We start from the raw sequence: 26,700 nt of genomic DNA on the forward strand, positions 1-26,700 counted from the left end.
ACAAAAGCGGTCTGCGCACGAACCTTTTAATGCCCATGACTTCTCCCGATATGGGAATGCTCACCTTCCGTCGCTACAACCCCGCCACTCACCTCCAACCGCTGCAATATCCCGCACTGATCGATATCCGGCCCTTCGCTGCAGCGTTGGCGCAGGTCGACCAGTTGTGCCTGCAAGGCCAGCAAACCGTCGATCCGCGCCTTGACGTGAAGGATGTGCTCGTCGATCAAGGCGTTGACGCTTTGGCATTGACCTTGTGGACTGTCGCGCAGGCCCAGCAGGCTGCGGATTTCCTCGAGGGTCATGTCCAGGGTGCGGCAGTTGCGGATAAAGGTCAGCCGCTCGCTGTGGGCCTGGGTGTACAAGCGGTAATTGCCTTCACTGCGCGCAGGCTCCGGCAGCAGGCCTTCGCGTTCGTAATAACGGATGGTTTCGACGGGGCAGTCGGTGAGTTTCGCCAGTTCGCCGATCTTCATAACGGCAATCTCCGAATGGGTGCTTGACCCTATAGTGGCTACAGGGTCTTTACTTGGCAACAGGCACCTTTTCGGATGGACCCTCATGAGCGATTCTCTTCACACCCACAAGCCCGAGGCGGGGCACGATCACGATCACAGCCACAAGCTGCAGCCCGTGCAGAAGCACGAGCATGCCAGTCACGGGGATTCCTGCTGTTCCTCCAAGGCTGCGCCATCGCGGATCCTGCTGAGCGAAACCCTGACGGCCGGCGCACAGCTGAGCAGTTTTCGCATCGAAGCCATGGACTGCCCGACCGAGCAGACGCTGATCCAGAACAAGCTCGGTAAGCTTGCGGGTGTGCAGCAATTGCAATTCAACCTGATCAATCGGGTGCTGGAAGTTACTCACGACCTGCCGTCCACTGCGCCGATCATCGACGCGATCAAATCCCTCGGCATGCAGGCCGAGCCGATCGAGCAGGGCACCGATGCCGAGATAACCATCACGGCTCCCGCGAAAAAGCCCTGGTGGCCGCTGGCCCTGTCCGGCGTCAGCGCCTTGGCCGCCGAAGTGATCCACTTCACCAGTGCGGCGCCGACCTGGGTGGTGGCACTGATCGCGCTGGTGTCGATTCTCAGCGGTGGTCTTGGCACCTACAAGAAGGGCTGGATCGCCCTGAAAAACTTCAACCTGAACATCAATGCGCTGATGAGCATCGCGGTTACAGGGGCAGTATTGATCGGCCAGTGGCCGGAAGCAGCGATGGTGATGTTCCTGTTCACCGTGGCCGAGCTGATCGAAGCCAAGTCCCTGGATCGTGCACGCAATGCCATCAGCGGCCTGATGCAGATGACTCCGGAGCAGGCCATCGTGCGGCAGGCCGACGGCAGTTGGCTTGAGCAGGAGGTGAAAAGCATTGAGCCGGGAGCTTGGGTCCGGGTCCGACCGGGCGAGCGCATCGGCCTGGACGGTGAAGTGGTGTCCGGCAACTCGACCATCGATCAGGCGCCGATCACCGGCGAAAGTCTGCCGGTCGAGAAAACCATCGGTGACAAAGTCTTCGCCGGAACCATCAATCAGTCCGGCTCCCTGGAATACCAAGTGACGGCGGCCGCCAATAACTCGACCCTGGCGCGGATCATTCATGCCGTCGAGCAGGCCCAGGGCGCGCGGGCACCGACTCAACGTTTCGTCGACACCTTCGCCAAGGTCTACACGCCGGTGGTGTTCATTTTCGCCCTGGGCGTGGCGGTGATTGTGCCACTGTTCATGGGCGGTGTCTGGTTCGACTGGATCTACCGCGCACTGGTGCTGTTGGTGGTTGCTTGCCCATGTGCCCTGGTGATTTCCACTCCAGTGACCATTGTCAGTGGTCTCGCGGCGGCGGCGCGCAAAGGCATCCTGATCAAGGGCGGGGTCTATCTGGAGGGAGGTTACAAGCTCGATTACCTGGCGCTGGACAAGACCGGCACCATCACCCACGGCAAACCGGTGCAGACCGATTATCTGTCCCTTGATCCGATCGCCGAGCAGATCGCTCCGGGGATTGCCGCCAGTCTGGCCGGGCGCTCCGATCACCCGGTGTCGCTGGCTATTGCCAGCGGGGCTGTGGATAAACAACTCCCGTTGCACGCTGTGGATAACTTTGCAGCATTGGCCGGTCGTGGTGTGCGCGGAGAAATCGGCGGTCAGGTCTATCACTTGGGCAACCATCGATTAGTGGAAGAGTTGGGTCTGTGTTCGCCCGCGCTGGAAGAGAAGCTGTTCGCCCTGGAAAAACAGGGCAAATCCGTCGTGTTGCTGCTCGACACCTCAGGCCCGCTGGCGCTGTTCGCCGTGGCCGACACGGTGAAAGAGTCCAGTCGCGAGGCGATCCGGCAATTGCACGAGTTGGGGATCAAGACCCTGATGCTGACGGGCGATAACGTCCACACCGCTCAGGCGATTGCCGCGCAAGTCGGCATTGATCAGGCCAAGGGGGATCTGCTGCCAACCGACAAACTGCAAGCCATCGAAGCCTTGTACGCCCAGGGTCATCGGGTCGGGATGGTCGGCGATGGCATCAATGACGCCCCGGCCCTGGCCCGTGCCGAAATTGGTTTCGCCATGGCCGCGGCTGGCACCGATACCGCCATCGAGACCGCCGATGTCGCCCTGATGGACGACGATCTGCGCAAGATTCCGGCATTTATCCGGCTTTCGCGGCGGACCTCAAGCATCCTCAAGCAAAATATCGCTCTGGCACTGGTCATCAAGGCAATCTTTCTTGGAGTAACCTTCGCCGGTCTCGCCACCATGTGGATGGCGGTATTTGCCGACATGGGTGTGAGCCTGTTGGTGGTGTTCAATGGTTTGCGCCTGTTGCGCAAATAGACGATGAGAGGCTGAGCTTTTCGAGCAGGACCCACTGTGCGCTGTCGGTCTGCGGATGAGACATTGGGATGAGCAGGCCAAGGACATGGGGGTGCCGCTGCTGGACCTTGAAGACTTGAAGGAAAAGGCCCGGCGCTTGCTGGTGGCGTGATCCGCTGATTGCCTCTCGTTGATTAGAGAAAGCTCTTACTGCAATGCAGGAGTTGTCATGTGGGGCATTCTCGCGGCTGACGATAGTCTTGAAGCACCTTTGGTCTTCAAGAGACACCTACATGCGCTATTTGAAAGTCACCGCCCAGGATCGCAGCGGCAATCATCGTGCGGATACCGTTCTTCTACATTTTTTCGAAGCAATGGAAAATGCCGAAGACAAACTGATCCATAAGGCTTATGCACTTGACATCACGGCAGACGGCAAGGTTGATTTCCAGGTCGGCGATGTGAATAACGATGGTCAGGAAAACACCAGGGACGAGCGCCTGCTCAAGAAGTTCGCGGACGCCTACTTGCAACTGAACTGGTTCAACAAAGGCGATACCTGGGAGCGCTATATGAAGATTTTCGTCGAAGACTTTGCCCGGGATGGCTCTCCCGATACTGTGCGCCTGCACTTCCACCAGGGTATGGGCAAACCGACGGATGAAACCATCGTCTATACCGCCTCTGCGTACGACACCAACAATGACGGGAAACTGGATTCGCTTATCCATTTCGACATGGATAATGATGGTGATATCGACGCAGTGGATCAGCGTCATGTGAAATTGCTGAGCAAAGAATATCTGAAGTTCAAATGGAAATGACCGGTCGGTAACACGCAAGGTGGCTGGCCATCTGACGATCGTTCCCGTTCTGCGACGCGGGAGCGATCGGAATAGAATCCGTGCTGCGTCATCAGCCTGCGCAGTAGCGTAAGTAAGGGCGGGATGAATCAGGACAGTTCCTACAGGTCGTGCGGAACTCAAGTCGTAGAGGTTTTTATTCGAGGCGACTAGCGTTTGGGGTTCCTTACATTCAATGGTATTCCCATGCGCTACTTAAAAGTTACCGCTCAAGATCGTCTTCGAAATGGCAAAGCAGAAACGGTACTCCTTCAGTTCTATGAACAGCCGGGGGGCGGGGCTGAAGATATTCTGGTCAATACGGCCTTTGCTCTGGACCTGACAGCTGATGGCAAGGTCGACTACAAAATGGGCGACGTGACGAACAACGGCCGGGAAAACACCGTCGATGAGCGATTACTGGAAACCTTCGCCAACGCCTATCTACAGCTGAACTGGTTCAATCGTGGAGCGGTCTGGAAGCGCTACCTCAAAATATTCGCTGAAGACTTTTATGCCGATGGTACGCCCGACACCGTACGTTTGCAGTTGCACGAAGGTGCTGGCGAGGCGAGCGAGCGAACGCTGGCCTCCTGGCATGCGGCCTACGACTTTGACAACGATGGGACGCTCGAGTGGAACATCCATTTTGATGTGAACCATGACGGTATTATCGACGAAGTAGACGAGGCGCTGGTCCGGCGGCTGGCTGATACCTTCCTGAAATTCAGATGGAAATGATCAGCGGGCTGCTGGCCGGGATGGGGCTGACAAGCGTTTTTTTTTGAAGTGATCGTTTCAAGCTTCATTGAGTTTGAGGGCTAACACTTCAACCTGCTCCTGCCGCTCCGCCTGACTCAGCTTCGCTTGAGGATTAAGCGACGACCATTGTGGGTGCGCCCGGGCCTTGTGCAGTGCTTCCGGTAACTTGCCCTCGCGCCAGGTTTTGTCTTGCGGGGTGGCGACCTGGATGCTGTCCATCGCCGCATGCCCGCGCAGGTCCAGCGCTTGCAGTAATTGCCGTTGGCGCAAGGCAATCAGGCGCAGCACGCTGTCGTCAACGGTCAATTCGCGCTGGCCCTTGATCTTGCCAAGCAAGCGACTGCCATAACTGCGGGCGGTTTGCAGTGCGCCGCCAGCGATGGCCCCGGCCAGCGCGGCGGCGCCCAGGGTCAGGCCGCCCACCAGCAAGTCCACTCCGGCACCGGCCGCCGCGCCCGCGGCAATCCCGCCGCCGACCCGAACGCCCAGCTGCTTGAGGGTTTCCGGGTTGAACAGGTCGTCGCCCCAGCGGCCATCGAGCAAGGGTAGATCACTGGCTGCAGCATCCTGCGGGCGGAAGGCATAGAGCTTGAGCAGTGCTTCGACACAGCGTTGTTCCCGTTGGCGAACGGCTTTGCGCAGTTCGCTGATGGCTTGCTGTTCTTGCTTGGCTTCGCTGACCACGCTACGGCGACAGGCCGCGCAGTCGATCAACAGTTCGGCGATCAAGCGTGCGGCACTTTGCTGACGAGCCAGGCGTTGCTTGTGTTGGTCGGCAATCAACCGCTCCAGTTGATCGCGAGAACTTTCCAGGAGCAGGGACAGGCTCTCGTAGAGCCTCCGTTCACCGTCTTCCGGCGGGGCTACGCTGTCGAACCGCACCAGCGCATGCAATCCCAGGCGGGCCAGGGCCTCGCGCCAATCGGGTTCGCGGTGGTTGGCACTGCTGACGAAATTCAGCACCGGTAACAGCGGCTTGCCACAGCTGGAGAGCACTGCGAGCTCATCGCGGTACTTGGCCAGCACCGGCTCCCGGGCGTCGATCACATAGAGCCCGGCATCCGAGGCCAGCAACTGGCGCAGGACTTTGGCTTCCTGTTCGAAACGCTGGCGCGCCTCGCTGCCGTCGAGAAACCGCGCCAGTCGTGCGGGGCCGTCGAGGCGTTCGCCGGGGTGTTCCAGGCGTTCCAGATAGTCGAGCAGGGCGATCGCGTCTTCCAGCCCCGGGGTGTCATAGAGTTCGAGCAAAGCTTCGCCGTCCACCGACAACCGCGCACCTTCGACGTGGCGGGTAGTGCTCGGGCGATGGGAGACTTCGCCGAAGCCGACGTCCCGGGTCAGGGTGCGCAGCAGCGAGGTTTTGCCGACGTTGGTGTGACCGACCACGGCCAGCTTCAATGGCTTAGTCATGTCCATTCTCCAACCAGTTCAGCGGGGCACAATCGGCGAAGGGTAATTCCAACTGTTGCAGAGCGACGTGCCAGTCGCCGAGGCGTTCGGCGTCCAGCGCCTGGCCAGGTGGCGCTTGCAGCAGCCAGACGCGGGTCGCCGTGGCATTGCGGGCCAGTTCGGCGATCAGTGCCAGGCTGCCGCGATCCGGCGAACGACGCGGGTCGCAGGCAATCGCCAGACGCGCCGGGGGGAAGCGGCTCATTTGCTCGAGGAGCTTTTGCCGGGATTCACGGCTGTCAAGAATGCCGGCGTCTTTGACGGTTTTTGGCAGTTGCGGCGGCCACGGACGTTGATCGTCCAGCTCGATGGCGACCAGCAATGCGCCATCGCTTTCCAATGCGCTGACGCCACTCTGAATCACCGGCAATTGCTCGGGTGCAGCATCGTTGATGCCGAGCCGTTCACTGCTGGGCATCAGGCGTTCGCGCAGCTGGCTGTAGCCGGGCAGATTCAAGTCGAGGCGCAAAGCTGAGCGGCCGTGTTTCCAGCGCCACAAACAGAACAGCGCCAGCAGCAGGCGCGGCACTAGCCCATAGACCAGCAGCACCCCCACCAGCCACGCCGCCCAGGCTTGCCGGGCGCTTTCGATATTCAGCGCGGCATCGCCGCTGGCGCGGATCATGTCCTCGGTTGGCACGCTGAAACCCAAGACGGCGGGCAGGGCGCCAAGGGCCTGGGTCATGGCGACAAAGGTCTCGCCACCGAGAATGGTGGTCTCCCAGACGAAACCGTAGCGCCGGGTCGCCAGCAGCATCAGCACAATTACCAGGGCGCTGAGCAGCGCCAGCAGCCACAAGCCGTTGACCAGTACGCCGACGGCCCAGCGATTGAGCTTCTTGCGTTGCAGTAACAGCAACAGGGCGGGTGCCAACTGTGCGGCTTTGGCATCCCGCGCGAGTTTTTCGCTGAGCCACAACCATAAGCGCCCCAGGCTGGCGCTGTGCTCACCAGCGAACAGCAGACCCAAGGCCCAGCCGAACAGCAGAATCAAGTTCAAACCCAGCAGGCTGCCCAGCGCCCAGAACACATTGACCGGAGCCTGGCCGTTGCCCAGCGCGGCAAACGCCAGACCGGCACCGCTGACCACCGCCAGTAGCGCCAGCACGATCAATGCCAGTCGTGCGCCCTGCAGCCAATGGCGTAGCGCATCAGTGAGCCCATCGCGGTCGGCCAGCCACCTGGCGCGATACTGGATCCGGCTCGGCAGGTCGCCCCCGGCGCTGCGAGCCAGGCGGTTGGCTTCGAGGTCTTCCAAAGGGCCTGCGTGTTCTTCCCGCAGGCGTACAGTTTCAGTCAGCCAGAGACTTTCCAGCGGAGTCAGTGCAGTCACGCGCCATCCCATTGCTCAAGTGAGCCAAGAGCATAACCGCTGGATGCCAATCGGGCACGTTGCGAGCACGATTGCCTCTGGTATCCTCGCCAACATGAAAACTACTCTCCCCCTCAGCCTGATCGCAGCCCTCGGTGAAAACCGTGTGATCGGCGTCGACAACAGCATGCCCTGGCACTTGCCGGGGGATTTCAAATACTTCAAGGCCACCACCCTGGGCAAGCCGATCATCATGGGTCGCAAGACCTGGGATTCCCTTGGTCGTCCGTTGCCGGGCCGGCTAAACATCGTGGTCAGTCGTCAGGCGGATTTGCGCTTGGAAGGCGCGCAGGTTTATCCATCGCTGGAGGCTGCCGTGGTCCGCGCTGAAGAATGGGCCCGGGAGCAGGGCGTCGATGAGGTGATGCTGATTGGCGGCGCGCAGTTGTATGCGCAAGCGCTGGCGCAGGCCGATCGGTTGTACCTGACTCGCGTGGCGTTGAGTCCGCAAGGCGATGCGTGGTTTCCGGAGTTTGATCGGGCGCAGTGGAAGCTGGTGTCCACTACAGAGAACCCGGCGGTGGATGACAAGCCGGCGTACAGCTTCGAGGTTTGGGAGAAAGCTTAAAAGCATCGCGAGCAAGCCCGCTCCCACGGGTCAGGGGGTTGATCACGATTTGTGATTCAACCCTGAACCTGTAGGAGCTGCCGCAGGCTGCGATCTTTTGGCGGCAAAAATCAAAAGATCGCGGCAAAGGTCGCACCACCGCCGACCCCGGCCGAACTCAAGGTCACAATCGCCACCAGCGTCGCGATCCACAGCGGAGATTGAGGATCAGCGGCAGATTCATTGAAGCTCCATAAAGACTTGTGCCAATCGCCTTGGGTTGCGATTGCCAGCCGAGAATCCTAACAGTTTGATATCTAACGAATTAATATCTGTGTGGAATGATTGCTGTCGTTTTTGGAATAAGCCGCTGACGCTCAGGCGAATGCCGATGACGTGATCAGAACGCAAGCAGTCGCGCGCAGGAGAGGACTGTCATAGGGATTTGTTAGCGTCGATAGCTTCAGTTCAGGGAGAAAACGCATATGAAGCTCGCTCCGAGATTGTTTGCCGCCGCGCTGTGCCTGGGCCTTGCCGGTCAGGCATTCGCCACCGACTTGAAGCATTGGCCGCAAGACCAGGCCAGGCAACTGGACGCGATGATCGCGGCCAACGCCAACAAGGGTAACTACGCGGTGTTCGACATGGACAACACCAGTTACCGCTACGATCTGGAAGAGTCTTTGTTGCCGTTCATGGAAAACAAAGGCCTGATCACTCGCGAAAAACTCGATCCCTCCCTGAAACTGATCCCGTTCAAGGACAGCGCCGATCACCAGGAAAGCCTGTTCAGCTACTACTACCGCCTTTGCGAACTCGACGACATGGTCTGCTACCCATGGGTCGCGCAAGTCTTCTCCGGCTTTACCCTCAAGGAGCTCAAGGGCTACGTCGACGAGCTACTGGCCTCTGGCAAGCCGGTGCCGAGCACCTATTACGAAGGCGATGTGGTCAAGACCATCGAAGTGAATCCGCCGAAGATCTTCACCGGTCAGAAGGAGCTCTACAACAAGCTGATGGAGAACGGCATCGAAGTCTACGTGATGACCGCCGCCTCCGAAGAACTGGTGCGGATGGTCGCTTCCGATCCGAAGTACGGCTACAACGTCAAACCGCAGAACGTGATCGGCGTGAGCCTGCTGCTCAAGGACCCCAAGACCGGCGAACTGACCACTGCGCGCAAGCAGATCACTGCCGGCAAATATGACGAGAAGGCCAACCTTGGCCACGAGCTGACGCCGTACCTGTGGACGCCTGCAACCTGGATGGCCGGCAAGCAGGCAGCCATTCTGACTTACATCGACGAATGGAAAAAACCGGTTCTGGTGGGCGGCGATACCCCGACCAGCGACGGCTATATGTTGTTTCACAGCGTCGACGTGGCCAAGGGTGGCATCCACCTGTGGATCAACCGCAAGGACAAATACATGACCCAGATTAACGGCATGATGGCCAAGCACGCCGCGGCTCAGGCCAAAGAAGGCCTGGCGGTGACAGCGGACAAGAACTGGGTGATCGTCAAGCCGGAAGATATCCTGTAGGAGCTGGCGAAGCCTGCGATCTTTTGATCTTGATCTTCTGGGATTGGCGCCGCACCGAAAAAAATCGCAGCCTGCGGCAGCTCCTACGGGATCGCGTATAGCCAGAATTTCACGGGTGTACCCGATCGGCGTAGGAGCTGGCGAAGCCTGCGATCTTTTGATCTTTGGTCTTTCTGAAAACAAAAAAATGCCCCGCAGTGGCGGGGCATTTTTATTGTTGCTTACAGCCCGTCGAGCATCGCCTTGTTACGCACCGCGCCTTTGTCGGCGCTGGTCGCCAGCAAGGCGTAGGCTTTCAGTGCGGTGGTCACTTTACGTGGACGCTTTTCCACCGGTTTCCAGCCTTTCTGGTCCTGCTCGGCACGGCGCCCAGCCATCTCTTCATCGCTGATCAACAGATTGATCGAGCGGTTCGGAATGTCGATCAGCACCTTATCGCCATCCTGAACCAGGCCAATCGCGCCACCGGCCGCGGCTTCAGGCGAAGCGTGACCGATGGACAGGCCCGAGGTACCGCCGGAGAAGCGGCCGTCGGTGAGCAGTGCGCAGGCTTTGCCCAGGCCTTTGGACTTCAGATAGGACGTCGGATAGAGCATTTCCTGCATGCCCGGACCGCCTTTCGGGCCTTCGTAACGGATGATCACGATGTCGCCGGCTTTCACTTCGTCGGCAAGGATGCCGCGTACGGCGCTGTCCTGGCTTTCGTAGATTTTTGCATTGCCTTCGAACACATGAACCGACTCGTCGACTCCGGCGGTTTTCACCACGCAGCCGTCCAGGGCGATGTTGCCGTACAGCACGGCCAGGCCGCCTTCTTGCGAGTAAGCGTGCTCGACACTGCGGATGCAGCCGTTTTCACGGTCGTCATCCAGGGTTTCCCAACGGGTCGACTGGCTGAATGCGGTCTGGGTCGGGATACCGGCCGGGCCTGCTTTGAAGAAGGTGTGAACGGCTTCATCGTCAGTCTGGGTGATGTCCCATTTGGCGATGCCCTCGGCCAGGGTCTTGCTGTGCACGGTCGGCAGGTCGGTGTGCAGCAAGCCGCCACGGGCCAGTTCGCCAAGGATGCTGAAGATCCCGCCAGCGCGGTGCACGTCTTCCATGTGGTACTTCTGGATGTTCGGCGCGACCTTGCACAGCTGCGGGACTTTGCGCGACAGGCGATCGATGTCCTGCAGGTTGAAGTCGATCTCGGCTTCTTGAGCCGACGCCAGCAAGTGCAGGATGGTGTTGGTCGAGCCGCCCATGGCGATGTCCAGCGTCATGGCGTTCTCGAACGCCTTGAAGTTGGCGATGTTGCGCGGCAATACCGAGTCATCGTTGTCGTTGTAGTACTGACGGCACAGGTCGACGATGGTGCGGCCCGCTTGCAGGAAAAGCTGCTCGCGATCGCTGTGGGTGGCAAGTGCCGTGCCGTTGCCCGGCAAGGCCAGGCCCAGGGCTTCGGTCAGACAGTTCATCGAGTTGGCGGTGAACATGCCGGAGCATGAGCCGCAGGTCGGGCAGGCGCTACGCTCGTATTCAGCTACTTTCTCGTCAGAAGCACTGGAATCGGCGGCGATGACCATGGCGTCGACCAGGTCCAGACCGTGGCTGGCGAGCTTGGTTTTACCGGCTTCCATCGGCCCGCCGGAAACGAAGATTACCGGGATGTTCAGGCGCAAGGCGGCCATCAGCATGCCGGGGGTGATCTTGTCGCAGTTGGAGATGCAGACGATCGCATCGGCGCAGTGAGCGTTGACCATGTACTCGACGGAGTCGGCGATGATCTCGCGGCTCGGCAGCGAATAGAGCATGCCGTCGTGGCCCATGGCGATCCCGTCATCCACCGCGATGGTGTTGAATTCCTTGGCGACGCCACCGGCGCGCTCGATCTCGCGAGCGACCAGTTGGCCCATGTCCTTGAGGTGGACGTGGCCGGGTACGAATTGAGTGAACGAGTTGGCAATGGCGATGATCGGCTTTTTGAAGTCGGCATCTTTCATCCCCGTGGCGCGCCACAGTGCGCGAGCGCCGGCCATGTTGCGGCCATGGGTGGATGTTTTCGAGCGGTAATCAGGCATGTAGCACTCCGGGCGGCTAATCAGGTATCAAAAGGGAAGTGAGCTTCTATTGACGTCTGGAACACACAGAAATGGCCGTGTGCCCGGAAGATGCCGTTAACACTGCGGGATCGCCGCGTGTCTGGGCTTGAGCTCATAAACCCGCCGGGGGATGACTGGCGATGAGTCGTGCGATTCTACACAACTGGCGCCAGGAAGGAATGGCGGGAAGTGTTGAGTCAGAGGTGACATCCCGTGGCGGCTGACGACTGGCAGGTCTTCAGTCGGCAATCAGAGCGCAATTGCCGCGACGGGTGAGTGCATTCAGGACCAATCCCGCGACACTCAATATGAGAAAGCACGCAGCTAGGGTCGATTCCAGATTATTCGCGGTCAGATTGATCAGTGCACTGATAAGGCCGCCGAAGATAAAAATCAGGGTGTTGCCTGCCGAAGCCGAGGTGCCGGCGTTGTCCGGGAACAGGTTCATGGCTTTGGAGGTGGCGGCAGGCCGGGTGATGGTAGTGCCGGCCGTGCAGATGATCATCGGGATCAATACGGTCAAGGTGGATACGCCGAACTGATTCAATAGACACAGCATTACCAGTCCCGAGAAGAAGATCAGGCATAACCCGGCGATGATCTGGGTGTTGGCATTGATTCGAGTGCTGAGCAGCCCGGCGATAATTCCGCCGATGATGTAGGCGGCGCCGTAGAGCAGCAGGGTCAGTGAAAATTCATAGGCGGACAGTTGCAACTGTTCCATGAAGATCAGCGGCGAGATAACGATAAAGGAAAAATGGCAGGCAAACACGATCGCGCAAATCAGCCAGTAGGCAAGGAACCTAAAGTCGCAACAGACCGTGCGGTAGGACTGGATGATGTTATGGCGCGGGCCGGCTGTTTTGGCTGGCGCGTTTTCAAGAAAGAAGCAGGCTTTTAAAAACACCGCCGCGGCAATCGCGATAAAGATATAGAAGCTGCCTTGCCAGCCCAGATGTAATTGCAACCAGGTCCCGAGCAGGGGCGAAATCGAAATGAAAATCCCGCCGCCGGTCACCATCCAGATCCTGATTCGTTCCTGTTCCCGGCCGGCGAACAGGTCCTGGACCAGTGCCTGAGACAACACAAAGGACCCGCAGCCCACGGCCTGAATCACGCGAAAGCCCAGAAACCAACGGTATTCGCTGGAAAACAGGCAGCCCGTTGCGCCGACCACCGCGACGGCAATGCCTCCCAGCAACAGTTTCTTGCGGCCCAGCAAATCGGACAGTGGCCCGATCAGCACCACCGACAACGCCAGGCCGATGGCAAACACACTGACGGACAGGGCGATGTCGGAGGACGAGGTTCGGAAGTAGTCGGACAGGGCGGGAAAGGACGGGAGAACCACATCCAGGGGGAAAACACCGAGCAACGTCATGGTCATCAACAGCAGGATGACCGAGGTTTTTTTCGGGGGGTGACGAGGGTGAGTCATCAATCAGTGCGCTCGGTCCATGAGGGGTGGACGAGGATTGAATTGATGGCAGGGGAAGTCAATGTGGGCGGGTGAGGGAGGATTCCGAGTGTGGTGTCGGAATCTTCCCTCACCCCCACGCACGGGGGGTGGGAGCGCTCTTTTTGCCTTAGCTGTTAGGCAACAACCGGCAAGTAATGCTCTTGATGTAGCGCGTTTCGGCGATTGCCGGGTGTACCGGATGGTCTGGACCCTGGCCGCCGCGTTCGAGCAGCTGGATATTGCGGTCCAGGTGACGGGCGCTGGTCAGCAGGATGTTTTGCAGGTCGTCTTCGGGCAGGTGCATGGAGCACGAAGCGCTGACCAGAATCCCGTCTTTGCTGAGCAGGCGCATGGCTTGCTCGTTCAGGCGACGGTAGGCGCCTTCGCCGTTCTTCAGGTCTTTCTTGCGTTTGATGAAGGCCGGTGGATCGGCGACGATCACGTCGAAGCGTTCTTCGCTGGCTTTCAGTTCTTTCAGGGCTTCGAAGACATCGCCTTCGACGCAGGTGATTTTTTCGGCGAAGCCGTTCAACGCGGCGTTGCGTTCGACGCCGTCGAGGGCAAAGGCCGAGGCGTCGACGCAGAACACTTCACTGGCGCCGAAGGCTGCCGCTTGCACGCCCCAGCCGCCGATGTAGCTGAACAGGTCGAGCACGCGTTTGCCCTTGGCGTACGGGGCGAGGCGGGCGCGGTTCATGCGGTGGTCGTAGAACCAGCCGGTTTTCTGGCCGGCCATGACTGGCGCTTCGAACTTCACGCCGTTCTCTTCCAGGGCAACCCACTCCGGCACCAGGCCAAAGACGGTTTCGACGTAGCGGTTGAGGCCTTCGGCATCACGGGCGGCGGAGTCATTCTTGAACAGAATGCCGCTGGGTTTGATCACCTGGGTCAGCGCGGCGATCACGTCGTCTTTATGGGCTTCCATGGTCGCCGAAGCGATCTGGACCACCAGAATGTCGCCGAAACGATCGACCACCAGGCCCGGTAGCAGATCGGAGTCACCGAAGACCAGACGATAGAAGGGTTTATCGAACAGCCGCTCGCGCAGGGACAGGGCCACGTTGAGGCGGTGCACCAGCAGCGACTTGTCCAGCGGCAACTTGATGTCACGGGACAGCAAGCGTGCGCAGATCAGGTTGTTCGGGCTCATGGCGACGATGCCCAGCGGCTTGCCGCCGGCAGCTTCCAGAATCGCTTGATCGCCCGCCTTGAAGCCGTGCAGCGGAGTGGCGGCTACATCGATTTCGTTGCTGTAGACCCACAGGTGACCGTTGCGCAGGCGACGGTCGGCGTTGGCTTTGAGGCGCAGGCTTGGCAGGGACATGACGTCGCTCCGGAAAAAAGAGCGGGAGTATAGCCTGTTGTGTAGTAAATGGCCGCGCTGCCGGATGGACTGTAGGAGCGAGCTTGCTCGCGATGGTCCCAAGGGCGGCGCGTTTATTCAGAAAACACGCGTTATCGTTCACGTCCATCGCGAGCAAGCTCGCTCCTACAGAAAGTCCGGCGTTGCATCGGGTTTTGGTGGTGTCGGATCGGAGTTTATAAGGGTTAGAATCGCCGCCTAGCCCAGAGTGTGTATCTATGTCCCAAGAGCTTTCCGCCGAACAGATCCAACAGGTTTTGCAAGGCATCAGCGTGCCGCCTCAACCGCAAATCATGGTGGATTTGCAGATGGAGCAGTACATGCCGGACCCGGACCTGGAAGTCATCGCTCGGTTGATTGCTCAGGATCCAGGCCTCTCCGGGGCACTACTGAAGGTCGTCAACTCGCCGTATTACGGGCTGAGCAACAAGATCGCGTCGATCCAGCGAGCCGTGAACCTGTTGGGCAGCCGCTCGGTCATCAATTTGATCAACGCCCAGTCGATCAAGGGCGAAATGAACGACGACACCATCGTCACCCTGAACCGTTTCTGGGACAACGCTCAGGATGTGGCGATGACCTCCCTGACCTTGGCCAAGCGCGTGGGCTCGCAAGCGGTGGATGAAGCCTATGCCCTGGGGTTGTTTCATGATTGTGGAGTGCCGCTGATGCTCAAGCGCTTCCCCAATTACATGGCCGTGCTCGAAGAGTCTTATGCCAGTGCCAGCGCGCAATGGCGTGTGGTGGACACCGAGAACCGGGCGTTCAACACTAACCATGCCGTGGTCGGTTATTACACCGCGAAGTCCTGGCGTCTGCCGGAGCATGTGACCAACGCGATCGCCAATCACCACAATGCGCTGGCGATCTTCAGCGAAGAATCGTCGCGCAACAGCCAGTTGAAAAACCTGTTGGCGATACTGAAGATGGCTGAACACATTTGCGCCTCCTACCGGGTCCTCGGCAATCAGATCGATGACCACGAGTGGAACAGCATCGGCCATATGGTGCTCGACTATGTCGGTCTTTCGGACTACGACTTCGAGAACCTCAAAGAGTCGATTCGCGAGTTGGGCGCTCACCGTTGAGCGTCGGTTATTTTCTGACCTGAGAGCGCCATGCCTGAATTACCCGAAGTCGAAACCACCCGGCGCGGTATCGCCCCGCACCTGGAAGGCCAACGAGTCAGCCGGGTGATCGTCCGTGACCGGCGTTTGCGTTGGCCGATTCCGGAAGACCTCGATGTGCGACTGTCCGGGCAACGCATCGTGACGGTCGATCGGCGGGCCAAGTACCTGCTGATTAATGCCGAGGTCGGGACGCTGATCAGCCATTTGGGCATGTCGGGAAATTTGCGCCTGGTGGAAGTCGGCATGCCGGCGGCCAAGCACGAACATGTGGATATCGAGCTGGAATCAGGTCTGGCCTTGCGCTACACCGACCCGCGGCGTTTCGGGGCGATGCTCTGGAGCCTTGATCCACTCAATCACGAACTGTTGATCCGCCTGGGTCCCGAGCCGCTGACCGATCTGTTTGACGGCGAGCGGTTGTTCCAGCTTTCCCGCGGGCGCTCGATGGCGGTGAAACCCTTCATCATGGATAACGCCGTGGTGGTCGGTGTGGGTAACATCTACGCGACTGAAGCGCTATTCGCTGCCGGCATCGACCCGCGCCGGGAGGCCAAGGGCATTTCCCGGACGCGTTACCTGAAGCTGGCCATCGAAATCAAGCGCATCCTCACCCATGCCATCGAGCGCGGCGGTACGACCCTGCGGGACTTTATCGGTGGCGATGGTCAGCCCGGTTACTTCCAGCAGGAACTGTTCGTTTACGGTCGTGGCAATGAGCACTGTAAAGTGTGCGGCACGGGCCTGCGAGAGGTTCGCCTGGGGCAGCGCACCAGCGTTTATTGCCCTCGTTGCCAGAGTTGAACTGACCTCAGGGTCTATAGTGACCCCTCGTTTGCTTGCTGAAGGATCGTGCCATGAAGCTGTTTCCTACCCTTGCTGTTGCGTTGGCCTTGAGCCTGGGCCTGCTGACTTCGCCAGCCTGGGCGGCTGCCGGTGAGGGCAGCGGCGACCCGAGTTATGCCATTCAGAACCCGCCGGCCTTCGCCATGATCGGCGACCTGTTGATCGCCCGGCCATTGCTGGTGGCGGCAACCGTCATTGGCGCAGGGGTGTTTGTAGTGTCGTTGCCCTTTACTGCGTTTGGTGGCGGCCTCAACGAGGCTCTCCAGGCGCTGGTGCTCGATCCGGGCAAATCGGCGTTCGGGCGATGCCTGGGGTGTACTGGGGAGGGGTATGACCAGCGGGAATGATTGAGGGTGTGGCTACTGCCCCCCCCCGTAGCAGCTGCCGAAGGCTGCGTCCGGCTGCGAAGCAGTCGTAAATCCTGCTTGCACGGTTTGTCTGAAATACCGCAGTGCCTGTTTTACGACTGCTTCGCAGCCGGACGCAGCCTTCGGCAGCTGCTACGGTTCGCGTAACGGTCTTATCTGGCCGGGGGCTTGCCCGTGAAGGCTGACTGACAGGCGCTGCCGTCATCCGAAACTTACACCTTGCCAGTAATGATCTTGTACTTGGCCATCAGCTGTTCTTCGGTTTCCGGATGGGCTTCATCCAGCGGGATGCAGTCGACCGGGCAAACTTGCTGGCACTGCGGTTCGTCGTAATGACCGACGCATTGGGTGCACAGGTTCGGGTCGATCACGTAGATCTCTTCGCCTTGAGAAATGGCGGCGTTCGGGCACTCGGGTTCGCAGACGTCGCAATTGATGCAATCGTCGGTGATGATCAGGGACATGGGGCACTCCTGCCGGGGCGACTGGCCCAAGCATATGAAAACTCTAATGCGGCAATTGTGCCGCATTAGCGCCCGCAGTGCACGCGGGCGCGATGAGCTACCTGCCTACCTCTTGAAGCGTTCGTTCAGGGCGTCAGCGACGCACGGGTGGACGAACTTGGTGATATCGCCGCCCAGGGTTGCGATTTCACGAACCAGCGTGGAGGAAATGTACGAATAACGCTCCGACGGGGTGAGGAAAAGACTTTCCACCTCCGGCGCCAACTGGCGGTTCATGTTGGCCAGCTGGAATTCGTATTCGAAGTCCGATACCGCTCGCAGGCCTCGCAGAAACACATTGGCGTTCTTCTCCTTGGCGAAATGCGCAAGCAGCGAGGAGAAGCCGACGACTTCGACGTTCGGCAAATGTTTGGTGACCTCGCGGGCCAGCGCCACTCGCTGTTCCAGGGGAAACAGCGGGTTTTTCTTCGGGCTGGCGGCGACAGCAATGATTACATGGTCGAACAGGCGCGCTGCGCGCTCGACCAGATCGCCATGGCCCCTGGTAATAGGGTCGAAGGTACCTGGGTACAACACTCGGTTCATCGCGTCGTCCTGGCGGGAGTCCGTTGGGGAGTCGGATGGTATCGCAGCCGTCCCGGTCGGCCAAGCCGCCTTTAGAAGAAGAAAGGACTATAGACAGTACGAATAATGTGCTTTTTCACAAGTTTTTTAAACGCTTGGCGAGTGAAGTCGCCAATTGCGCCGTCAACCCGTAGACCGACAACTGTGGGTTGGCGCCAATGCTGGTGGGGAACAGCGAGCCATCGTGGATCGAAAGATTGCTCAATTGAGCACGATTCCGCGCGGCCGGTACCAGGCCATCATCAGCAGTTGCACAATCGAGCAATAGCCCATGCGCAGCAGCCTGGGTTAGCGGATAAACAGCTTCTGAATCAGCTTCTGGATGGCTTTGCCGTAAGGCGGATAAATCAACTTAGCCGCATTCAGCCGCTGTTTGGTCAGTACGCCCTTGGCCTTGCTGAACGTCAGGAAGCCTTCATGGCCGTGGTAATGGCCCATACCCGATGCACCGATGCCGCCGAACGGCAGGTCATCCTGAGCGACATGCAGCAGGGTGTCGTTGATGCAAACGCCACCGGAATGGGTCTCGTCGAGCACGCGGCGTTGTTCGGCTTTGTTGTAGCCGAAGTAATAGAGTGCCAGCGGCCGGGGCCGTTGGTTGATGTAGGCAAAGGCTTGATCCAGACCCTTGTAGGGCACAATGGGCAGCAGCGGGCCGAAAATTTCGTCCTGCATCACGGTCATCTCGTCGGTGACGTTCAGCAGCAGGCTGTGACCCATGCGCCGGCCCTGGTTCTGCTCGAACAGCGGGATCAGCAGCGCGCCCTTGCTGGTGGCGTCACTGAGGTAGCCGTTGAGCCGCGCCAGTTGCCGGTCATTGATGATGGCGGTGTAGTCCGGATTATTCGCCAGTTCGGGATAAAACCCGCGAACGGCTTTGCGATAGGCTTCGATAAAGCTGCCCACGCGCTCTTCCGGCACCAGCACGTAGTCCGGTGCCACGCAGGTTTGTCCGGCATTCAGGGTCTTGCCGAAGGCAATGCGTTCAGCCGCATCCTTGAGCGGTACGTCGGCGCAGACAATGGCCGGGGACTTGCCGCCCAGTTCCAGAGTCACCGGGGTCAGATGCTCCGCCGCCGCGCGCATTACCTGTTTGCCGATACTGGTGGCGCCGGTGAACAACAGGTGATCGAAGCGCAGCCTGGAAAAGGCCATGCCGATCTCGGTTTCCCCCAATACCACGCAGACCAGGTCTTCAGGAAAGACCCGCGCCAACAATTGCTTGAGCAGCTGCCCGGTGGCTGGCGTCGACTCGCTGAGCTTGAGCATCACCCGGTTACCTGCAGACAACGCACCGACCAAAGGGCCGATGGCGAGGTAAAGCGGATAGTTCCACGGCACAATCACCCCGACCACGCCCAGCGGCTGATAGATGACCTTGGCCGAGGCCGGCTGGAAGGCCACGCCTACGGAGCGCCGGGATGCTTTCATCCAGCCTTTGAGGTGTTTGCTGGCGTAGTGAATGCCATGCAGGCTGGGCATCAGCTCGGCGAGCAAGGTTTCATCGGCACTGCGATGGCTGAAGTCCTGGCTGATGGCGTCGATCAATGCCTGGCGTTCGTCGCTCAACACTTCACGCAGGGCTTTGAGCCACTGCTGGCGTTGCGCAGCCGGCGGCATCGGGTTGGCTGCGTAGGCCAGGCGCTGGGCGGAAAACAGACTGTTTAGCTCGTCCAGTTGCGGTTGGGAGTCTTGCAGGTAGGCAATATCGGCAGACATGGACGGCTCTTTTTTATTTTAGCGGGTGGATTTTTAGAGTCTATGCTCTATATGGTCAAATGACATCCTCGACAGCTTTGATTTATCCGATCCGGGATAGGTCGTAAGATGTTCCGCAACGCCCTCTGAATTAAAGCCCAAGCCCATGGCCCCACGGATAAAAACCAGCGAGCGCATCGTCCAGAACAGCCTGGAGTTGTTCAATCAGCAGGGCGAACGCAGCGTCAGCACTAACCATATCGCCGCCCACATGGAGATTTCTCCGGGAAACCTGTACTACCACTTCCCCAACAAGCAGGCGATCATCGCCGTGCTGTTCAGTGAATATGAAAGCCTGGTCGACAGCTTTTTGCGTCCACCCCAGGGCCGCGCAGCCACAGTCGAAGACAAACGGTATTACCTGCAAGCGCTGCTCTCCGCCATGTGGCGCTACCGCTTCCTGCACCGGGATCTCGAACACCTGCTCGACAGCGATGCAGAACTGGCTGACCGTTATCGACGTTTTTCCCAACGTTGTCTGATTCAGGGTGGAGCCATTTATGAGGGCTTCGTTGAGGCCGGCATTTTGCGAATGGACAAGGTTCAGATCGAATCTCTGACCCTCAACGCATGGATTATCCTGACCTCTTGGGTGCGCTTTCTCTGTACCTCACGGGAAAATTCCACGCATCTGAGTGAAGAAGCGATCAAGCGCGGTGTCTACCAGGTGCTGGTGCTGGAAGCCGGATTTGTCACGGACCAGGCGCGGGACGCAGTGAGTGCGTTATTCGAGGAGTTTTATGTGCCATTGGCGCAGGCACTGGAAGAAGTGCAGTAGGATTGATCTCTGACCTCATCACAGGAGCCCGCTATGGCCATTGCGCAATTGATCAGCCCTCAAGCTCTGGACCTGAAAAAGGAGCAGGCCGGGCTGGTGATTCTGGATTGTCGTTTTGCCCTCGAAGACCCGGATTACGGCCAGCGCAGTTATGCCGAAGGGCATATCGCCGGTGCCTCTTTCGCCGATCTGGAACGTGATCTCAGTGGTCGGATGGTCAAGGGCGTGACCGGGCGCCATCCGCTGCCGGATCCAGCGCAGCTGGTTGAGCGCTTGCAGGCTTGGGGTATCAATGCCGACAGCGATGTCGTGCTGTATGACGACGGCCCTGGCGCCTTTGCCGCGCGCGCCTGGTGGTTGCTGGCCTGGTTGGGCAAGCGCGACGGGGTGTTTATCCTCGACGGCGGTTTGAAGGCTTGGCATGCGGCCGGCTTGCCATTAAGCCTGGACGCTCCTGGTACTGCGCCGGGCAGCTTTGTCGGTAAACCCGACTACTCGTTGCTATTGAGCGCCGAACAGCTGCAAAAGCGCCTCGGCCAACCAACCCTGACCCTTCTCGATGCCCGCGCCCAGCCGCGATTCCGCGGCGAGGTGGAGCCGATCGACCCCGTGGCCGGGCATATCCCCGGCGCACAATGCGCGGCATTCAGCGAAAACCTGGGCAGCGACGGACGTTTCCTGCCGGCTGACCAGCTCAAACAACGCTTCGCTGCGAAGCTGGGTGATCGCTCGCCCACAGAGCTGGTGGCGTACTGCGGTTCCGGTGTGACAGCGTGCCATAACCTGTTTGCGTTGTGTCTGGCGGGGTACCCGTTGGCCAGTTTGTACGCGGGATCGTGGAGTGAGTGGATTACTGATCCCACGCGGGCGGTTGCCAAGGGCGATTGACGCGATCAGGAGCCAAATACATTACCTGTGGCGAGGGGGCTTGTCGGAACGCCGCATCGCCCCGTTAGGCCGCGCAGCGGTCGTAAATGCAGTCGATGCGGTGTGCCTGCAAAATGAAGTTGAAGGCTTTGGGGCCGCTGCGCAGCCCAGCGGGGGCAAGCCCCCTCGCCAGAGGTTTTGTGCTCGGCCGTCCTTTTCTAAACCGGCAACTGCCCCATCATCCAGCGCAACAAAAAGAACACCAGCAACCCGCCGCCAATGGTCGCCAGCAAATGCCGGGTCAACGCGGCAATGGCAATCGTCGCCAGCCCCGCGAGCAAATACGCATTACTCAGGTTCAGCGCCCAATGCTCGCCATCGGGCAGCAGCATGCCTGGTACCACAATGGCGGTGAGCACCGCTGTCGGCACATAGTGCAAACCCTGGCGCACCAGCGGCGGGAAGCTCAGGTCTGGCCAGGCGAACAAGCTGTAGCGCAGCACGAAGGTAATCGCCATCATGCCGAAAATCAGCCACCAGTAACTCATGAGTGCAACTCCTTGCCCGACCGGGTCGCCAACTGCCGACGCTCCAGCACCACGCCCACGGCAATCCCGCTGAACGCAGCGGCCATCAGCCCGAGTTTGTAGGGCCAGCTATAAGTCATCAACGCCACGGCACCCGCCGCCAAGGCTGCAGCCACTTGCGGTTTATTGCGCAGCAACGGCACGACAATGCCGATAAAGGTCGCCAGCATGGCGAACTCAAGCCCCCAGCTGGCCAGATCCGGTACCGCCTGACCGAACAGCACACCGACCAACGAGCTGAGGACCCAGCAGACATACAGCGAGCTGGCCACGCCAAGCCAATACCAGTGCGCCAGCGGCCGATCCCCGTGCAGCAGATAGAAACGCTGGACCACGGCAAAGGTTTCATCGGTCAACCAGAACGCCAATAACACCCGCCAGCGTTGCGGCAACTGGCTGGCGTGGGGCTGCAACGTGGCGCTGTAGAGCACATGGCGCAGGTTGACGATAAAAGTCGTCAACAGAATCACCACGGCGCTGGCGCCCGCGCCGAACAGGCTGATGACGATGAATTGCGCGGAACCGGCGTAGACGAACAGCGACATGCCGACCGCCTGCCATAACGTCAGGCCGGCGGCGCCAGCCAGGGTGCCGAAGATCAGCCCGAACGGCAGAATGCCTACGGCCATGGCAAAGCTGTCGCGGATACCTCGGAAAAAAAGTTGCTTTCGGGTCATCAAGACTCTCCTTATTGCCCGCATCTTAGGCAGTCGGATTGAGTCCGTCTTGAACGATCTTGCGCTGTGGCCAAAAAATCGCAGCTCTCGTGCCGAGCGCAACCTGTGGCGAGGGGGCTTGCTGTGGCGAGGGGGCTTGCCCCCGCTCGGCTGCGAAGCAGTCGTAAAATCGGTGAATACGTTTTATCTGATCAACCGCGCTGACTGATTTCGGGACCGCTTCGCGCTCCAGCGGGAGCAAGCTCCCTCGCCACAATGAATCATCATTCCCGACACAATAGGCCCGATAAACGCTACCTGTGACCTGCGCCGGTCAGCCATTGAGGGATGCGGCGTTCCAGGTAGTAAGCGGGATTACGCAAGGTTCCATCGACAAAACCGACATGCCCCCCCTTGGGCTGCAATTCGAATTGTGTGGTCGGCGACAGCTCGCTGGCCTGTGGCAAGCTGTGGGGGAATACGAAAGGATCGTCCGCGGCCTGGATAATCAAGGTCGGTGTGCGGATGGCGCCGAGAAAGTAGCGACTGGACGCGCGCCGGTAATAGTCCTCTGCATCGACAAACCCGTTCAACGGTGCGGTGACCCGCCCGTCGAAATCCCAGAAGGTCCGCATATTCTCCAGCGAGCCAAGTTGGGCGAGGGTCGCCAAGCCTTCGTGGCGGCCGTCATGCTGGAATTGTCGCTGTTTGTCTTTGATATAGGCGAGCATCTGGCGCATGAAGTGCGCCTGATAAACCCGGGAAAAGCCCTGGCCGATCCGGTCGGCGCACTGGTCGAGACGAAAGGGCACCGAAACCGCCACCGCGCCCAGCAGTTCGCTGTTGTCGCCGGTTTCCCCCAGGTGTTTGAGCAGCACATTGCCACCCAACGAATAGCCCACCGCATACAAGGGTGCCAATGGTCGCTGGGCCCGCAGATGGCTGATGGCTGCCGCCAGGTCTTCACTGGCACCGGAGTGATAACTGCGCGCCAGCAGGTTGGGTTCGCCGGAGCAGCCGCGCCAGTTCAGCGCCACACTGCCCCAGCCCTGAGCCGCCAGGGCTTTTTGCAGTCCGGCCACATAGGGTGAATTCGAGGAACCGGTCAGCCCATGCAATACCAGCACCAACGGTGCATCGGGGCTATGGGGGCCATGCCAATCCAGATCGAGGAAGTCGCCATCTTCCAGCCACAGTCGTTCACGTTGACGATCAATGTGAGTTGTTTTACGCCACAGAGGTCCCCACAAGGTTTGCAGGTGCGGGTTGCCCAAGCCCAAGGCAGGGGTGAAAGGCGCGAGTGGCTGGATAGAAGGCTGGGGCACATCAAGCCTCGAAAGTGCGATTCAGAAAGGCGGCCGCGCTCAATGGGTCCGAGTGCAGCCGCCCTCACTGGAAAATCCTAACTTGCCACAAACTCGCTGGTCACGCGACACATGGACTGCTCCGCAGGTTTGACGGGATCAGGTAATGCCTGTTGCTCCACTGTCGGCCCCAGGGTCACAACGGTCCATTGGTCAGCGCCGAAGTGTTTGTTTAGTGCTGTTCTGATGTCTTCGATGGTGAGTTGCTGGGCCTGTTGCACAGAAAAATCGAGGTCCAATGGCAAATTATTGAGGCTGATATCGACGAGCCGGGAGAGAATCTGCGCGTTGCTGGCACTGTCTAGCGGGCTGCTGCCGGCCAGTATGCGTTTTACATCGTCCAGCTCTTGCCCGGTCGGCCCGGTAGCCAGGTAGTCGCGAAACATATCCTGGATAAGCTTCAGGGTCCCGGTGCCGAACTCCGGGCGCGTCTGCACGTAGATATTGAATGGGCCGCGGCCCTGCCAGGCGATATTTCCCATTGCAACACCGTAGGTCAGACCGCGTTGTTCACGCAGTTCATTCATCAACCGTGAGTTGCTCCCACCGCCACCGAAAATCATGCTCGCCACCTGCAATGCCACATAGTCTGGATGCTGTCGCGTGACACCCAGCTGAGTGAGCATGAGGTGGGTCTGGCTCAAGGGACGTTCGATATGTTGCAAGCCTGGCGGATTTTCCTGGCGGGCTACTTCTGCAACGGGTTCAACGGCCGGCCCTTGGGGCAAAGCTTTGGCGATCTGCAGGCTGATGCTCTGGGCCTCTTCCAGGGAAAGGTCGCCAACCAAGGTGATAAGCACATTGCCAGCGGCGTAGAACTTGTTGTGAAAAGCTTGCAGTTGTTCGCGAGTTATCGACGCCAGACTGGATGTCGTTCCATGCACCGGCTGTGCGTAGGCATGTCCGGCAAATAGGGTTTCATACATGGTTTGCGAGACCTGTGCGGAGGTGGCTTGCCCCTGCTGTTCAAGGATGCCGAGCAATTCGGCCTTGACGCGGGTCATGGCGTCTTCGGCGAGCAAAGGTTTGCCCAGCATTTGGGCAAATAACTGCAATGCCGGTTCACGCTTGTCCGTGGCGTTGAGGCTGCGCAAAGAGAGCTGCGTTCGATCTCTATCGATACCGGTGCCTAGCTTTGCGCCGAGACTATCGAAGGTTTCCAAAATGACCGCCAAGTCCTTGCCCTCCACACCTTCATTGAGCAGGCTCAGGGTCATGGCTGCCAGTCCAGGGTGCTGCTGGTCTTGGGCACTGCCCGCGGCAAAATTCACATGCAGGTCAAACATCGGCAGCTCCGATGTCTGGATGAACAGCACTTTGCTACCCGTCAGGGTTTTCCAACCCTTGATCTGCAATGGGCGCTGACGGATCGCGCGATCGTCGAGCTCGGCCAGCGATTGCAGGGGCGCGACCGTTCGTGGTGGCGACGATTGTGTTTGCGCGGCGGCCAGGACCTGGCGGGTCAGCAGCACAGTGAAAAGCACCAGCCATAGTGTGATGGTTGCACCGTAGGGGTGTCTGAACTTATCCATTGTTCTTCTCCGGTAGAACGTTAACGACGCTCAGGCGTTGACGAGTCAGGTAGGTGCTTGCAGCGTGCTGGATGTCCTGGGGTGTCACCTTGTTGAACTCTTCGGTTTCCTGTTCCATCAGGCGCCACGACAGACCAATGCTTTCCAGCGTGCCCAGGGTGTGTGCCTGGTGTTCGATCGAGTCACCCGCGTAAATCTGATTGGCTATCAGTGTTGTTCGCGCGCGCTCCAGTTCAGCGGCCTCAGGTGGCGTCGTTTTCAGTTCGTCGAGGAGCTGCCATAAACGGTTTTCTGCGTCGGTAAGGGTGATCGTCTGTTTGAGGTCGAGTTCGGTGCTCAGGATGAACAGTGAATCGCCGCGATTGAATGCGTCGTACTCGGAGCTGACTTCGGAGAACAGTTGTTCGGTGAATTGCAGGCGCTTTCTGATGCGTGCGCTGTTGGACCCTGCGAGCAGGGTGTCGAGCAGGCGCAGCGCATACACCGAGCGGCGGTTCTCGGCCGTTGTCAGGCTCGGGACATTGAAGCTCATGATCAGTCGCGGGGTGTGCACTGCAAGCTGTAGGGTGATTTTTCGTTCGCCAGGCTCGGCCAACTCCAGAGGTGCCATGACTGGAGGAATGTCTCGCCTGGGAATCGGGCCGAAATAGCGCTGAGCCAGCCCCTTTACCTGTTCGACCGAGACATCGCCAACGACGACCAGCGTGGCGTTGTTCGGTGCATACCAGGCCTGATACCACGCCCGTAGTTGCGCGGCATTCATGCGGCGTAAATCGTGCAGCCAGCCAATAGTGGGGCTGGCATAACTGCTGGCCGGGTAAGCGATGCTGAGGAGCCGTTCATGGGTGAGCGACCGAGGGTCGTCATCGACTTGACTGCTGCGTTCCTCCTTGATGACTTCCAGTTCAGTGCTGAAGTCATCGTCAGCCAGGCGCGCAGTGGTGATGATGTCTGCCATCAGCTCAAAGGCTACGCCAAGGCGCCCCGGCGTCATGGTCTGGTGATAGGTGGTGACGTCCGCCCCGGTAAAGGCGTTTTCGCGGGCGCCGAGGCGCTCAAGCGTAGTTGCATAGGCACCTGCGCAGGCCTTGCTGCTGCCTTTGAAGAGCATGTGTTCGAGAGCGTGGGACAGGCCGGACTGGCCCGGATGCTCATGGCTGGAACCCACTTTGACCCATAGCTGGGAACTCACGACGGGGGCGCGATGGTCTTGGCGCACGACCACTTTCAGGCCGTTATCCAATGTAAATTCGTGGGTGGTTTGCGGGGACGCGGCGACTGCCATGAGCGGCAATAGCCCAATGCAGAGCAGCATCCTGCTGCAGGAAATGTTCATCCGTTGTACATCCTCAGTGGCTTACGGGAAATTCCGTAAACCACTGTGGGTCATTCAACGAAGGGGTTGGTGGTAACTATATGTAGTGACCGCCTGTCACGACCTGAAGTCATCATGAGGGGCCGGGCAGCCAGTCTGTGCCCGGCCGTTATCGACCATCGTC

Annotated in this window: 24 protein-coding genes and 2 pseudogenes; 11 read left to right on the forward strand and 15 right to left on the reverse strand. The window is 59.4% G+C overall.

The window, feature by feature from the left end; all coding sequences use genetic code 11:
- Nucleotides 1–26: 26 nt before the first annotated feature.
- Nucleotides 27–476 (reverse strand): Cd(II)/Pb(II)-responsive transcriptional regulator, encoded by a 450-nt coding sequence (cadR, locus tag F8N21_RS11620; protein ID WP_150642271.1) that lies wholly within the window; start codon nucleotides 474–476, stop codon nucleotides 27–29.
- 85 nt (nucleotides 477–561) lie between these two features.
- On the opposite strand from cadR, the gene F8N21_RS11625 reads away from it, so the two are divergent.
- From F8N21_RS11625 to F8N21_RS11640, 4 genes and pseudogenes are all read left to right on the forward strand, one after another.
- Nucleotides 562–2,832 (forward strand): heavy metal translocating P-type ATPase, encoded by a 2,271-nt coding sequence (locus F8N21_RS11625; RefSeq protein WP_150642272.1) that lies wholly within the window; start codon nucleotides 562–564, stop codon nucleotides 2,830–2,832.
- Nucleotides 2,833–2,839: 7 nt separating this feature from the next.
- A pseudogene (locus F8N21_RS11630) lies at nucleotides 2,840–2,983 on the forward strand (phosphohydrolase); the annotation flags it as partial.
- A gap of 121 nt (nucleotides 2,984–3,104) precedes the next feature.
- Nucleotides 3,105–3,635, forward strand: coding sequence for a hypothetical protein (locus tag F8N21_RS11635; RefSeq protein WP_150642273.1), 531 nt, complete (start codon nucleotides 3,105–3,107; stop codon nucleotides 3,633–3,635).
- A gap of 225 nt (nucleotides 3,636–3,860) precedes the next feature.
- On the forward strand, nucleotides 3,861–4,394 hold the full coding sequence (locus tag F8N21_RS11640; RefSeq protein ID WP_150642274.1) for a hypothetical protein: 534 nt from the start codon (nucleotides 3,861–3,863) through the stop codon (nucleotides 4,392–4,394).
- A 57-nt stretch (nucleotides 4,395–4,451) separates the two neighbouring features.
- On the opposite strand, the gene F8N21_RS11645 is transcribed toward F8N21_RS11640, so the two are convergent.
- On the reverse strand, nucleotides 4,452–5,825 hold the full coding sequence (locus F8N21_RS11645) for a GTPase/DUF3482 domain-containing protein (RefSeq protein WP_150642275.1): 1,374 nt from the start codon (nucleotides 5,823–5,825) through the stop codon (nucleotides 4,452–4,454).
- Nucleotides 5,818–7,197, reverse strand: a complete 1,380-nt coding sequence (locus F8N21_RS11650; protein ID WP_150642276.1) for a DUF2868 domain-containing protein — start codon at nucleotides 7,195–7,197, stop codon at nucleotides 5,818–5,820. Before F8N21_RS11650 ends, F8N21_RS11645 begins: the two co-directional genes overlap by 8 nt.
- Nucleotides 7,198–7,291: 94 nt before the next feature.
- On the opposite strand from F8N21_RS11650, the gene F8N21_RS11655 reads away from it, so the two are divergent.
- On the forward strand, nucleotides 7,292–7,804 hold the full coding sequence (locus tag F8N21_RS11655; RefSeq protein ID WP_150642277.1) for a dihydrofolate reductase: 513 nt from the start codon (nucleotides 7,292–7,294) through the stop codon (nucleotides 7,802–7,804).
- 464 nt (nucleotides 7,805–8,268) lie between these two features.
- Nucleotides 8,269–9,324, forward strand: a complete 1,056-nt coding sequence (locus F8N21_RS11660) for a haloacid dehalogenase-like hydrolase (RefSeq protein ID WP_150642278.1) — start codon at nucleotides 8,269–8,271, stop codon at nucleotides 9,322–9,324.
- A gap of 221 nt (nucleotides 9,325–9,545) precedes the next feature.
- Here the strand turns inward: F8N21_RS11660 and ilvD are convergent, their stop codons facing one another.
- The 3 genes from ilvD to F8N21_RS11675 form a co-directional block, all read right to left on the reverse strand.
- Nucleotides 9,546–11,387 (reverse strand): dihydroxy-acid dehydratase, encoded by a 1,842-nt coding sequence (ilvD, locus tag F8N21_RS11665; RefSeq protein WP_150642279.1) that lies wholly within the window; start codon nucleotides 11,385–11,387, stop codon nucleotides 9,546–9,548.
- Nucleotides 11,388–11,646: 259 nt separating this feature from the next.
- Entirely contained in the window at nucleotides 11,647–12,846 is a 1,200-nt protein-coding gene (locus tag F8N21_RS11670) for an MFS transporter (protein WP_150642280.1), read from the reverse strand.
- A 148-nt stretch (nucleotides 12,847–12,994) separates the two neighbouring features.
- Entirely contained in the window at nucleotides 12,995–14,191 is a 1,197-nt protein-coding gene (locus F8N21_RS11675) for a class I SAM-dependent rRNA methyltransferase (protein WP_150642281.1), read from the reverse strand.
- Nucleotides 14,192–14,502: 311 nt separating this feature from the next.
- Between F8N21_RS11675 and F8N21_RS11680 the strand changes: the two genes are divergently transcribed.
- The 3 genes from F8N21_RS11680 to F8N21_RS11690 are packed head-to-tail and all read left to right on the forward strand — an operon-like array spanning nucleotide 14,503 to nucleotide 16,550.
- A complete protein-coding gene (locus F8N21_RS11680; RefSeq protein ID WP_191624292.1) occupies nucleotides 14,503–15,318 on the forward strand; it encodes an HDOD domain-containing protein in 816 nt (271 codons plus the stop codon).
- A gap of 30 nt (nucleotides 15,319–15,348) precedes the next feature.
- Entirely contained in the window at nucleotides 15,349–16,161 is an 813-nt protein-coding gene (gene mutM / locus F8N21_RS11685; RefSeq protein ID WP_150642283.1) for a bifunctional DNA-formamidopyrimidine glycosylase/DNA-(apurinic or apyrimidinic site) lyase, read from the forward strand.
- A 53-nt stretch (nucleotides 16,162–16,214) separates the two neighbouring features.
- A complete protein-coding gene (locus F8N21_RS11690) occupies nucleotides 16,215–16,550 on the forward strand; it encodes a multidrug transporter (protein WP_150642284.1) in 336 nt (111 codons plus the stop codon).
- 233 nt (nucleotides 16,551–16,783) lie between these two features.
- On the opposite strand, the gene F8N21_RS11695 is transcribed toward F8N21_RS11690, so the two are convergent.
- The 4 genes and pseudogenes from F8N21_RS11695 to F8N21_RS11710 all read right to left on the reverse strand — a co-directional run bounded on the left by F8N21_RS11695 (nucleotide 16,784) and on the right by F8N21_RS11710 (nucleotide 19,378).
- Nucleotides 16,784–17,035, reverse strand: a complete 252-nt coding sequence (locus F8N21_RS11695; RefSeq protein ID WP_150642285.1) for a YfhL family 4Fe-4S dicluster ferredoxin — start codon at nucleotides 17,033–17,035, stop codon at nucleotides 16,784–16,786.
- A gap of 105 nt (nucleotides 17,036–17,140) precedes the next feature.
- The gene (gene coaD, locus F8N21_RS11700; RefSeq protein ID WP_150642286.1) at nucleotides 17,141–17,620 is read right to left on the reverse strand and encodes a pantetheine-phosphate adenylyltransferase; all 480 of its coding nucleotides are present in this window, start codon (nucleotides 17,618–17,620) and stop codon (nucleotides 17,141–17,143) included.
- A gap of 115 nt (nucleotides 17,621–17,735) precedes the next feature.
- Nucleotides 17,736–17,864: pseudogene (locus F8N21_RS31460) on the reverse strand (GMC oxidoreductase); the annotation flags it as partial.
- Nucleotides 17,865–17,947: 83 nt separating this feature from the next.
- Nucleotides 17,948–19,378 carry a coniferyl aldehyde dehydrogenase gene (locus tag F8N21_RS11710; protein WP_150642287.1) on the reverse strand — a complete coding sequence of 477 codons (1,431 nt, stop codon included), beginning with the start codon at nucleotides 19,376–19,378 and terminating at the stop codon, nucleotides 17,948–17,950.
- A 145-nt stretch (nucleotides 19,379–19,523) separates the two neighbouring features.
- Here F8N21_RS11710 and F8N21_RS11715 point away from each other — a divergent pair, with 145 nt between their 5' ends.
- Complete coding sequence (locus F8N21_RS11715; protein WP_150642288.1) at nucleotides 19,524–20,195, forward strand: TetR/AcrR family transcriptional regulator; 672 nt, start codon at nucleotides 19,524–19,526, stop codon at nucleotides 20,193–20,195.
- Between the two features lie 33 nt (nucleotides 20,196–20,228).
- Nucleotides 20,229–21,083, forward strand: a complete 855-nt coding sequence (locus F8N21_RS11720) for a sulfurtransferase (RefSeq protein ID WP_150642289.1) — start codon at nucleotides 20,229–20,231, stop codon at nucleotides 21,081–21,083.
- Between the two features lie 197 nt (nucleotides 21,084–21,280).
- On the opposite strand, the gene F8N21_RS11730 is transcribed toward F8N21_RS11720, so the two are convergent.
- The 5 genes from F8N21_RS11730 to F8N21_RS11750 all read right to left on the reverse strand — a co-directional run bounded on the left by F8N21_RS11730 (nucleotide 21,281) and on the right by F8N21_RS11750 (nucleotide 26,537).
- Nucleotides 21,281–21,610 (reverse strand): AzlD domain-containing protein, encoded by a 330-nt coding sequence (locus F8N21_RS11730; RefSeq protein ID WP_150642290.1) that lies wholly within the window; start codon nucleotides 21,608–21,610, stop codon nucleotides 21,281–21,283.
- Complete coding sequence (locus F8N21_RS11735; RefSeq protein WP_150642291.1) at nucleotides 21,607–22,326, reverse strand: AzlC family ABC transporter permease; 720 nt, start codon at nucleotides 22,324–22,326, stop codon at nucleotides 21,607–21,609. Before F8N21_RS11735 ends, F8N21_RS11730 begins: the two co-directional genes overlap by 4 nt.
- A gap of 293 nt (nucleotides 22,327–22,619) precedes the next feature.
- Nucleotides 22,620–23,630: a hydrolase gene (locus F8N21_RS11740; RefSeq protein ID WP_224788204.1), complete on the reverse strand. Its 1,011-nt coding sequence runs from the start codon at nucleotides 23,628–23,630 to the stop codon at nucleotides 22,620–22,622.
- Nucleotides 23,631–23,707: 77 nt separating this feature from the next.
- Complete coding sequence (locus F8N21_RS11745) at nucleotides 23,708–25,201, reverse strand: M16 family metallopeptidase (RefSeq protein ID WP_150642292.1); 1,494 nt, start codon at nucleotides 25,199–25,201, stop codon at nucleotides 23,708–23,710.
- Nucleotides 25,194–26,537, reverse strand: a complete 1,344-nt coding sequence (locus F8N21_RS11750) for a M16 family metallopeptidase (protein WP_150642293.1) — start codon at nucleotides 26,535–26,537, stop codon at nucleotides 25,194–25,196. Before F8N21_RS11750 ends, F8N21_RS11745 begins: the two co-directional genes overlap by 8 nt.
- Nucleotides 26,538–26,700: the final 163 nt, after the last annotated feature.

Source organism: Pseudomonas fluorescens (assembly GCF_902497895.1).
In the GTDB taxonomy this organism is placed as follows: domain Bacteria; phylum Pseudomonadota; class Gammaproteobacteria; order Pseudomonadales; family Pseudomonadaceae; genus Aquipseudomonas; species Aquipseudomonas fluorescens_BP.